The organism is Roseibium sp., assembly GCF_025698965.1.
Classification (GTDB): domain Bacteria; phylum Pseudomonadota; class Alphaproteobacteria; order Rhizobiales; family Stappiaceae; genus Roseibium.
Genome location: NZ_JAILWL010000222.1, coordinates 1 through 10,513, shown reverse-complemented (window position 1 = coordinate 10,513; position 10,513 = coordinate 1). Strand labels below are relative to the sequence as shown.

Below are 10,513 nucleotides of genomic sequence, written 5' to 3'. Positions count from 1 at the left end.
GGCGCCGATCCGAGCGTATACCTGCTCAATATCGAGACCGGTCAGCGTGAAATTGTTGGCAATTTCCCCGGAATGACATTTGCGCCACGTTTCTCGCCAGATGGCCAGAGCGTAGTCATGAGCCTGCAGCAGGGCGGCAATGCCAACATCTTCAAGATGGATTTGAGGTCGCGCCGAACAACGCGTCTGACCAACACGGCAGCCATCGATACCAGCCCGTCATTTTCACCGGATGGCAGTCAGATCGTATTCGAATCGGACCGAGGTGGCACGCAGCAGCTCTATGTAATGAACGCCAACGGTGGTGAAGCGAGACGTATCTCCTTTGGGCCGGGACGGTATTCGACACCTGTCTGGTCACCTCGCGGGGATTTGATCGCCTTCACCAAGCAGCATCAGGGACGCTTCATGATCGGTGTCATGCGTCCGGATGGCAAAGGCGAGCGCATCCTGACCGAGGGATATCATAATGAGGGACCTGCCTGGTCGCCGAATGGCCGCGTTCTGGTGTTTTTCCGTGATTCCCCCGGTGCCAACGGCGGTCCGCAGGTTTGGACGGTGGATTTGACCGGTTATAACGAGCAGCGGGTGGACACGCCGGCCTTCGCGTCGGATCCTTCCTGGTCGCCGCTTATCAATTGACAACCAAAACAGCTTGCCGCGCCGACGCGTGTTAAGTTTTTGCTAACCAGTTTTGCAAAGATGGCCTTAACCAGGTTTGGCTACAAAGCGTTTACCTAAAACCGGACAATCGGGATGTCGGGTTAGCGGGCTGGGGATTAGGAGACAGGAATGTTCAAACGAGAAATTGCCGCACGAAGCGCTCGCTGGATTGCAGTCTGTTTCGCAGTTCTGTTAGCGGCGGCATGTGCCCAGAACAAAACTGATGGGCTTTCAAGCAACGTGACACCGGGCACCGGCCAGGACTTTGTAGTCAATGTCGGGGATCGGGTGTTTTTTGAAGAAGACCAGTCGACACTGAATTCACAGGGACAATCCACCCTGAGCAATCAGGCGAAATGGCTCAACAAGTTCTCTCAATACACGATCACGGTCGAAGGCCATGCGGACGAGCGCGGCACACGGCAGTACAATATTGCGTTGGGCGCGCGCCGGGCGCAGGCAGCTCGCGACTATCTTGTCGCTCAAGGAGTGAGTGCTTCGCGCATCAAGACGATATCCTACGGCAAGGAACGTCCGGTCGCTGTTTGTAATGACAACAGTTGCTGGTCGCAGAACCGCCGGGCGGTGACCGTACTGAACAACGCGACCAACTGATTTGTTCAAGCATTGATTGCGAGGCCGGGCGGGTTGCCCGGCCTTTGCCGTTTTCAGCGCCCAAATTACCCGCGGTACAGGGCCAGTGAGGGAAATCGTCAAACTTTGGCCGAAGTCCGGGCGCTCTGTGCATTTGAGAGCCGAGACGGCCATGCTAAGACGTCTTGCATCGGGTAAATCGCTTGGGACAAAGGATGTCCTGCTGTCTGATTTAAGCGATACACCCGAGTATACAATGTGACAGAGCACCTTCGCCCTTATCTGATTGAAGGAAGTTTGCGATTCAATCGGATCGGAAGTTGCTCTAGGGTCTGGCGAGTAGAGGTGTAAGCAGCGACTTGTGCTATTTGCTCCTAGCCCCTGAACCGGAGGACCGAATGCGAAATATCAAGGGACTGGCAGGTTTCCTCATGGCGCTGGTTTTCATCGCCACTGCCACACCGTCCGAAGCCCAGTTGTTCGGACGGAAAAAAGACGATTCATCCGTGAGGATCGGTCAGCTGGAAGAACGGATCCGGATCCTGACCGGACAGATCGAGCAATTGTCTTATCAGATGCGCGAGCTGCAGGATCAGATGCGGCGCATGCAGGAAGACAATGAATATCGTTTCCAGCAGTTGGAAGGTGGAAACCCGCAAAAACGATCCGATATTTCTCCCAATGCGGCCCCCGGAAGCACCGCGCCGGGCCTGACTGCGGACGGCACGCCGCAAACCGGGACCCTGGTTGCGCCAGGCGGGGGATTTGCAACGCTGCCGGCCGACGGGTCCGGTGACGGGTCCTGGGATCAGAGCGGCGGATATGAAGCCGGCACCGGATTGCCTTCGGATGGCCCGATCGACCTCTCGGAACTGGCGAAGGGACTGGACACGGTTCCCGGTGCTGGTGAGGTGACACCTGGACCGGGTCTGGCGACGGATGATGACCAGATCGCAAATGTCATCGGCAGCGGGGATCCTCGGACCGATTATGACCAGGCTTATTCTTTGGCCGTCAATGGCGACTATGCCGGCGCGGAACGGGGTTTCAGAACGTTTCTTGAGACCTATCCGGATGATGCCCTGGCACCCAACGCCCAATACTGGCTGGGTGAAAGTCTGCTGGCGCAACAGAACTTTCGTGAAGCGGCAGATGCGTTCCTGAAAACCTACACCGATCACCCCAACAATTCCAAGAGCCCGGACAGTCTGCTGAAACTCGGAGTTTCCCTGCGTGGTCTTGGTGAACGCGATGCGGCCTGTGCGACCTTTTCAGAGCTCCTGACCAAGTATCCAAACGCAGCTCCTGCAGTTCTGACCCAGGCACGGGATGAACGCCGCCGTGCGCAATGCTCCTGATTTGCCGGTCGAGCCCGCGGGGCTCCCGGCTGATGACGTCGACAGACATTTTTCCAGATTAATCCCTTTTTCAAGAGTCGCTCTCGCAGTCTCCGGCGGTGCGGATTCCCTATGCCTGATGGTGCTTTTCAGCGAATGGAAGCGCCGTGTCGCGTGGCCCGGCAATGCGGAGGTGATCGTTGTTGACCACGGATTGAGGGCAGAGAGCGCCGATGAGGCGAAGTTTGTCGTTGAAAACGCGGCAAAAGCCGGTCTTCCGGCCAAAATTCTGAAATGGACCGGCAACAAGCCAACCAGCAACGTTCAGGATGCAGCCCGAAAGGCCCGTTATCAGCTGATTTCGCAAAGAATGTCAGAAACCGGTGCCGAGGTCCTGCTTCTTGGCCACCACCGGGACGATCAGGCGGAGACTTTCCTCGACAGGCTCACCCGTGGCAGTGGGCTTTATGGATTGAGTTCCATGTCAGCCGATGAAGCCGATGGACCGGAGGGGCTGCGGCTGGTGCGTCCGTTTCTCGAAGTTTCGAAGAACCGCCTGGAAGCAAGTTTGCGTGACAGAGGCATGAACTGGTGCAACGACCCTTCCAATCGGAATTCCAAATACAAGCGAAGCCGGTTGCGGCGTATTTTGAGCCTGCTCGAAGAAGAAGGTCTCACTGCCGAGCGGGTTGCCGATACAGCCGGTCAATTGCGGCGAGCCAGGGAGGCCCTTGAGACGACGATACACAGCTTTGCCGCTCATAATCTGGAGGAACATCCGGCGGGGCCTGCCAGGATGGCACGCCGGGATTACCGCACTTTGCCTGAAGAATTGCGGCTGCGACTGTTGTCCCTGGTCCTGGGACGGGTCACCGGACTGCGTCCACGGATCAGACTTCAGAAACTGCAATCTGTTGATGATGCACTGATGTCTGAAGATATTTTGCGCCACACACTTGCCGGAACACGCATCAAGGCGGAAGCAAAGACAGTCTGGTTCTGGCGGGAGCCGGGGCGGATGCCACCCGAAATCCTGCAGGATCTGGAAGGCGAGGGGATCTGGGATCATCGCTTCATCTATTTTGCTCCGAAGCATCAACGTGAGCAAAGCAAGGCTGTCGGATTAAGGCTTGGTCCGCTATGCGAGGCGCCAATTCGGGCGAAGGACATAGAATGGCCGCAAGATTGGCCGAAAGAGGCATTCGCCTGCGCACCGGTCCTGTGGACTGAAAACGGGAACGTCGTTTCACCTTCGTGTTGTTTGGGTCTTCGTATTGGCGAAAATGACAAGGAAGAAGTGCTGAATTTGGCTCGACTACCGTTCCGGGCTAAATTGGACGGCAACTATTTGGATGGTAGGGACGCGGAGCAGGAAATCTAGAGTTTTCCTGAACTCAATCTTCTGATAGTGGTCCGGCCTTAAGAAAATAGTCAGTGCAATATGCGCAACTATGGCGCACCGTCTTGGCAGCGGGCTATGGGCGACCTATCTTCGCTCTAAAGAAATGTAACCGCGTGAGTAGTCGCGTTGGGCGGTTAAGGGAACAAAATGAACGCACATTTTCGTAACTTTGCTCTTTGGGTGATCATTGCACTGCTTTTGATCGCATTGTTCCAGCTGTTTCAAAGTCCTGCGCAGCATGGCGCAACGAACGACATTGCCTATTCGGACTTTATGAAACAGGTCGACAATGGCGAGGTCAGATCGGTCACGATCCAGCAACAGAAGATCACCGGTATCTATAACAGTGGCGGTGCTTTCCAGACCTATGCACCGGACGGTGCCCAGTATGTCGACGAACTGCGCAACAAGGGTATCCTGATCAAGGCCAACCCACCTGCGGAAAGTTCTCCATTGCTTGGTGCTCTGTTCTCCTGGTTGCCGATGCTGATCATCCTCGGGATCTGGATATTCGTAATGCGCCAGATGCAAGGATCCGGCGGCAAGGCGATGGGTTTCGGAAAGTCGAAGGCGAAACTTCTGACCGAAGCGCACGGCCGTGTGACATTCGAAGATGTTGCAGGCATTGACGAAGCCAAGGAAGACCTTCAGGAAATCGTCGAGTTTCTTCGGGACCCTCAGAAGTTCCAGCGTCTCGGTGGACGCATTCCACGCGGTGTGCTGCTGGTTGGCCCTCCTGGAACCGGTAAAACGCTCACGGCACGTGCCGTTGCCGGTGAAGCGAATGTGCCGTTCTTTACGATTTCCGGTTCCGACTTTGTCGAGATGTTCGTCGGTGTAGGTGCTTCGCGTGTCCGCGACATGTTCGAACAGGCGAAGAAGAACGCGCCCTGCATCATCTTCATCGATGAGATCGATGCAGTGGGTCGTCACCGTGGCGCAGGCCTCGGCGGCGGGAATGACGAACGCGAGCAGACCTTGAACCAGCTTTTGGTCGAGATGGATGGTTTTGAGCCGAATGAAGGCATTATCATCATCGCTGCGACCAACCGTCCGGACGTGCTTGATCCGGCGCTGCTGCGGCCGGGCCGTTTCGATCGTCAGATCGTCGTGCCGAACCCGGACATCACGGGCCGTGAGAAAATCCTCAAGGTGCATATGCGCAAAGTTCCGCTGGCGCCGGATGTCGATGTAAGGACACTGGCACGCGGCACACCTGGCTTCTCCGGTGCGGATCTGATGAACCTTGTCAACGAGGCTGCTCTACTGGCTGCACGCCGGTCCAAGCGACTGGTCACCATGGCAGAGTTCGAAGACGCGAAAGACAAGGTCATGATGGGGGCCGAGCGCCGGACCCTGGTGATGACCGAAGAAGAAAAGAAACTGACCGCCTATCATGAAGCCGGTCATGCTCTGGTCGCGCTTCACCAGGAAGCTTCGGATCCGATCCACAAGGCGACCATTATTCCACGCGGACGTGCACTCGGCATGGTGATGCGCCTTCCGGAAAAGGATCAAGTGTCGCTGACCCGTGCCAAATGCAAAGCCGATCTGGCAGTGGCAATGGGTGGCCGTGTCGCCGAAGAGATGATTTTCGGCTACGAGAAAGTGACCTCGGGCGCGTCCGGCGACATCCAGATGGCAACCAAGCTTGCCCGCGCGATGGCAACCCAGTTCGGGATGTCCGACAAGCTCGGTCCGCTGCTTTACGGAGAAAATCAGGAAGAAGTTTTCCTGGGTCACTCCGTTGCAAAGAACCAGAATGTCTCCGACGAGACGCAGAAGATTGTCGATGCGGAGATCAAATCCTTTGTCAATCAAGGCTACGAGACCGCCAACAAAATTCTTGGCGATCACGAGGACGAGCTGCACACGATCGCCAAAGGTCTTCTGGAATACGAGACCCTTTCCGGCGACGAGATCAAGGATCTCCTGCGCGGTAAACCTCCGGTCCGCGACACTGATGACGATCAACCGATCGGTCGTTCGTCCGCAGTTCCGACAGCCGGCGCCAAGCGTGGTGGTGACGAAGCGAGCGACGGCATGGAGCCGCAGCCGCAGTCTTAAGATCTGCCGGAAGAACGTTAGAAGATGGTGTCCGGCATAAGCCGGGCACCAATTTTTTTGAGAACTGCCCTTTCGTTAGTGAATAGTAACAATTGCTCACATATTTTGAAAAGCGGCTGGGTCCAATTGCGCTATGTATGCGCATGACCAGATTTAGACAGGCATTAGAAGATGCGTAAATTTTTCGGGACCGATGGCATTCGCGGTCAGGCCAACACCTATCCGATGACAGCAGAAATGGCGCTGAAGGTCGGAATGGCTGCTGGCCTGGCATTCAAGAATGGCGGTCATCGCCATCGGGTGGTGATCGGCAAGGACACTCGTCTTTCCGGATACATGCTGGAAACGGCATTGGTGGCCGGTTTCACCTCGGTTGGTATGGATGTCTTTCTGCTCGGGCCGATGCCGACACCTGCGGTGGCCATGCTGACGCGTTCGCTGCGAACCGATCTGGGTGTGATGATTTCCGCGTCCCACAACCCGTTCCAGGACAATGGCATCAAGTTTTTCGGTCCGGATGGTTTCAAACTGAGTGACGAGATCGAGCAGCGCATCGAAAGCCTTGTCGAAAGTGATCTGACCTACCGGCTGTCAGGAACGCGGGACCTTGGCCGCGCGAAACGGATCGACGGTGCCCAGCAGCGTTATATCGAGTTCGCCAAACGGACACTGCCCCGGGAAATGAGCCTCGAGGGGCTCCGCGTCGTAATCGATTGCGCCAATGGAGCGGCCTATAAGGTGGCGCCTGAGGCACTTTGGGAACTTGGCGCAGACGTGATCACGATGGGTGTCACGCCGGATGGCTTCAACATCAATCATGAATGCGGATCGACATCAACCGGTGCCTTGTCCAAAAAGGTTCATGAAGTGCGTGCCGATATCGGAATCGCTCTGGACGGAGATGCGGACCGCGTCATCATCGTCGATGAAAATGGCTCTGTGGTGGATGGCGACCAGCTTATGGCGGTGGTTGCCCAGTCCTGGCAGGCAAGCGAACGTCTTGCTGGAGAGGGGATTGTCGCGACCGTGATGTCCAATCTCGGCCTGGAACGTTATCTGCGCGACATCGGTCTGAACCTGGCGCGGACGAAAGTCGGGGACCGATATGTGGTCGAGCACATGCGGGCCAATGGCTACAATATCGGAGGCGAGCAATCCGGGCACATTGTACTGTCCGATTTTGCGACCACGGGCGATGGTTTGATTGCCGCCCTGCAGGTTCTGGCGTGCATCAAGGATCAGGACAAGCCGGTTTCGGAAGTTTGCCAAAGGTTCGAGCCGGTGCCGCAAATCCTGAAAAACGTGCGCTACAAGGGTGGCCAGCCGCTGGAACAGGACCTGGTGAAATCCGCGATCGAGGATGGTGAGGCCCGCCTCGGGAATTCCGGCCGTCTCGTTATCCGGGCGTCAGGTACAGAACCCCTCATCCGGGTGATGGCAGAAGGCGACGACGCTGACCTTGTCAAGCAGGTCGTCAACGACATTGCCGGTGTTGTTGCCTCGGCTGCTGCCTGACAGTTTCTGATTTCTTGCGACACAGTCTTGGCCGCCCTGGAAAAGGGCGGCCTTTCTTAATACTTGGTAAACTACTTGCGCGCGTTAAACCTTCCTTAAGGTAAAAAATCGCGGTTAATGAACAGAGTTAAGTCACCATTAATGAATTCCATTCAATATCCCATCAAGTTTGATGTGTCCGACCATTGGTTGAAACGGGCGCTCAGCTGGAAGAGGACGAAGACATGGATAATTTCATTAAGCGTTTGTCTTTGACCGGGTTTGCTGTTGTGCTTTCCACCGCAGGCTATGCTGCGGATTTGCCAACTCCGGTCATTGAGCACATCCCGGAAGTACCCGCTGCCGGCGGATGGTATCTGCGCGGTGACATTGGATACAAGATTTACAGCGATCCGAGCGGCAGCTTCAACGATCCGGTGATCGGGGATCTGCGGTTTCAGCGTGAATCGCTTGATGATGCCTGGATGATCGGTGTCGGTGTCGGTTACAAGTTCAATGATTACTTCCGTACTGATGTCACATTGGACTATGAAACGGCAGCTACGGCCAAGGGTTACGCGGTTTGTGGAACCTGTACCGGCGGCTTCTCCGAAGAGGGAACCGATATCGATGTCTGGACCGTTATGTTGAACGGTTACGTCGATCTGGGTACATGGCACCGCATCACGCCTTATGTCGGTGCAGGTATCGGTGCCGCCTATGTTCGCACGGACAGCACCTATTCCATCAATCCAGGCGGTACAGGCCGACAGGATTATGACGGCGAGCATAGCGAATGGAATTTTGCCTGGGCTCTGATGGCCGGTGCGTCTTATGCCGTAACCGACAATTGGGCGATCGATGCCGGTTACCGGTACAAGGATCTGGGCACAGCCAAGACAGTTAAACTTTACGACGCTGGTACGGGTGAGACCCGCGTTGAATGGGACGACCTGACGGCTCACGAGTTCCGTCTCGGTGCACGCTATACGTTCAACAGCACGCGGGCTCCTGCCACGCCAGTCTACTATGAGCCGCAAGGGCCGATCACCAGCAACTTCTGATCGCTGGTTCGAAAGTCAATGAAAAGGCCGGTTCCCCGAACCGGCCTTTTTTGTTTTTTCCGGAATTGAATTGACCAACATCGTAGAAGGTCTTATCCCCATAGGTGGGCCATCCCTCCCAACGAGGGTAGGTGTTCTGCATGATTTTCTCCTTTAAAATCAATTCTTTGTACGCTTTTTGGTTTTGCGCTGTGTCACTGGTGTGCCAAAAAGCGCGTTTGTGACGGTCTTGTCTTCAATTGCGTGGGCATAGGTGCGAAGAACCGTTGTCGCGTCTCTCCAGCCTCCTCTCTCGGCTACAGTCTTTACATCGAAGCCCTTGCGCAGCATTTCAGTCGCGAAGCCGTGACGGCAGCAATGTGGCGTAAGCGGCTCAATATTCGCGCGCAGGGCAACATTGTTCCAGGCGCAGCGGAGGCTGCCGCGTCCTGCGTACCCGAAGACAAGTTCATCTTGTTTCCTGTTCGAAGGAATGTTCGCGAGCGCTGCGGCGACTTCGGTAGGCAGGTGGGCTACGCGGCTCCAGGGTTTCGGTTTGAAGAGGTAAATTGTTGCCTCTGCGGAATGCAAATCCACATCTGCCCAGGTCACCCGGCAAGCCTCACCGACTCGCGCTGCTGTCGCAAACATAAACAGGCAAATTGCACCAAGGTGGGGAAGATCATCTTTCATTGCCTGAGCATGAAAAGCGCGAACCCATTTCGCTGTGACCGGGGATTTTACTTCAGGATTTTCAGAGAAGCGTTTGACAGAAATTCGCGGGCACCAACCAAGGTCAGCAGCGTGGTTGATTGCAGCCTGCGTGGGCTTGATCACCTGGCGATTCCATGTCGGCTCATTGGCCGATGGATAGAGTTTCTTGGCCGCACGGCGGATGGTTTCAGCCTGGATATCTTCTACGGGAGTATCCTTCCAATGTGCTGCCAGTTTCAACAAGAAGCGATCCGACTTCCCAGCGTCGAGATACGCAGTAAAAACCTGCGCCATGGTTAGTCCTGCCCCCGGTCCATCGAAATGACGTTGCCACGCCCGCGCCTCGACTTCCGCTTTGACGCGCTCCGCGGTTTTTCGGTCAGTCGTTTTAGTAGAGCCTCGGAGCCGCCGTCCGTTAATGGTACCTCGATGGTGCCAGACCTTTCCACGGCGGAAGATTTCGAGGGGCATGGGCGCGTTTTCTCCATTATCCGACGGACATCGTCTTCACGCAAAATGATAGCATTGCCAATTTGCGAACATGCCCCCAATCGGCGCGCGATCTCACGAACGGTCCGGACGGGAACTCGGAAGTGTTCGGCAAACTCTTCGGGCGTAGTGTATTTGGGCAGCAACTCAGATGTCATCCTTACCGCCCCCGTCATCCGCGTCCCTATCCCCCTACTGGGTCATATTGAGGGGAGACAGGAACTCGTCGCCACCGTTGATCTGCGGCATGTTCTCAAGAGTGCGGATCTCATTGACCGACAACCAGCCGCCATTCCGGCCGACGCTGTAGGCGTCGTACCGGGCCTTCATATCGCCGCGCAGCAACCCGGCAAGATCATGTTCGATGAACAGGGACTTGCGAGCTGTATCCGTCAGCAGCGTTGCGTTCATGGCCTGCTCGACGCGGCGCGCCATAGGCGCGAGGCACCGCACGACAAGCGCTCGGCTCTCCTGATCGCTGTTCGAATAGGTAGCGTTGTCCGTAATCCCTGCGACGGTCGGCGGAACGCCCCAGATACGGCAAATATCGAGGTTGGTAAGCTTCCGGCTATCCAAAAACTCAGCATCCTTGGAAGAGAAGGAGAACGACTTCCAGTCTGTCCCACCATCGAGAACCAGAATGCCGCGCGTCGACAAATCCGAATTGACCTTGGATTCGAGTTTGTTCAGGACGCTTTGGCGTTGTTCGG

General features: G+C 56.0%; 8 protein-coding genes and 1 pseudogene. 7 read left to right on the top strand and 2 right to left on the bottom strand.

Features of this window, described 5'->3' with window-relative positions:
- The 7 genes and pseudogenes from tolB to K5905_RS17930 all read left to right on the top strand — a co-directional run.
- A pseudogene (tolB, locus tag K5905_RS17960) lies at positions 1-642 on the top strand (Tol-Pal system protein TolB); the annotation flags it as partial.
- A gap of 150 nt (positions 643-792) precedes the next feature.
- On the top strand, positions 793-1,278 hold the full coding sequence (gene pal, locus K5905_RS17955; RefSeq protein ID WP_297586313.1) for a peptidoglycan-associated lipoprotein Pal: 486 nt from the start codon (positions 793-795) through the stop codon (positions 1,276-1,278).
- A gap of 377 nt (positions 1,279-1,655) precedes the next feature.
- Entirely contained in the window at positions 1,656-2,615 is a 960-nt protein-coding gene (gene ybgF, locus K5905_RS17950; protein WP_297586311.1) for a tol-pal system protein YbgF, read from the top strand.
- Positions 2,587-3,975, top strand: coding sequence for a tRNA lysidine(34) synthetase TilS (gene tilS, locus K5905_RS17945; RefSeq protein WP_297586310.1), 1,389 nt, complete (start codon positions 2,587-2,589; stop codon positions 3,973-3,975). The genes ybgF and tilS overlap by 29 nt, the downstream gene beginning before the upstream one ends.
- Before the next feature lie 168 nt (positions 3,976-4,143).
- Positions 4,144-6,063: an ATP-dependent zinc metalloprotease FtsH gene (ftsH, locus tag K5905_RS17940; RefSeq protein ID WP_297586309.1), complete on the top strand. Its 1,920-nt coding sequence runs from the start codon at positions 4,144-4,146 to the stop codon at positions 6,061-6,063.
- Between the two features lie 171 nt (positions 6,064-6,234).
- Positions 6,235-7,578 (top strand): phosphoglucosamine mutase, encoded by a 1,344-nt coding sequence (gene glmM, locus K5905_RS17935; protein ID WP_297586308.1) that lies wholly within the window; start codon positions 6,235-6,237, stop codon positions 7,576-7,578.
- 224 nt (positions 7,579-7,802) lie between these two features.
- Positions 7,803-8,621, top strand: coding sequence for an outer membrane protein (locus K5905_RS17930; protein WP_297586306.1), 819 nt, complete (start codon positions 7,803-7,805; stop codon positions 8,619-8,621).
- A gap of 159 nt (positions 8,622-8,780) precedes the next feature.
- Here K5905_RS17930 and K5905_RS17925 read toward each other — a convergent pair whose 3' ends face one another.
- Together K5905_RS17925 and K5905_RS17920 are read right to left on the bottom strand one after the other, a co-directional pair.
- Positions 8,781-9,785, bottom strand: coding sequence for a tyrosine-type recombinase/integrase (locus K5905_RS17925; protein ID WP_297586305.1), 1,005 nt, complete (start codon positions 9,783-9,785; stop codon positions 8,781-8,783).
- 210 nt (positions 9,786-9,995) lie between these two features.
- On the bottom strand, positions 9,996-10,513 hold a 518-nt coding region (locus K5905_RS17920), incomplete at its 5' end, for a phage portal protein (protein ID WP_297586304.1).

Excerpts from the sequence above, each read along its gene's own strand:
- pal (WP_297586313.1), top strand. The coding sequence starts at position 793 with ATGTTCAAACGAGAAATTGCCGCACGAAGCGCTCGCTGGATTGCAGTC.
- ybgF (WP_297586311.1), top strand. The coding sequence starts at position 1,656 with ATGCGAAATATCAAGGGACTGGCAGGTTTCCTCATGGCGCTGGTTTTC.
- tilS (WP_297586310.1), top strand. The coding sequence starts at position 2,587 with ATGAACGCCGCCGTGCGCAATGCTCCTGATTTGCCGGTCGAGCCCGCG.
- ftsH (WP_297586309.1), top strand. The coding sequence starts at position 4,144 with ATGAACGCACATTTTCGTAACTTTGCTCTTTGGGTGATCATTGCACTG.
- glmM (WP_297586308.1), top strand. The coding sequence starts at position 6,235 with ATGCGTAAATTTTTCGGGACCGATGGCATTCGCGGTCAGGCCAACACC.
- K5905_RS17930 (WP_297586306.1), top strand. The coding sequence starts at position 7,803 with ATGGATAATTTCATTAAGCGTTTGTCTTTGACCGGGTTTGCTGTTGTG.
- K5905_RS17925 (WP_297586305.1), bottom strand. The coding sequence starts at position 9,785 with ATGCCCCTCGAAATCTTCCGCCGTGGAAAGGTCTGGCACCATCGAGGT.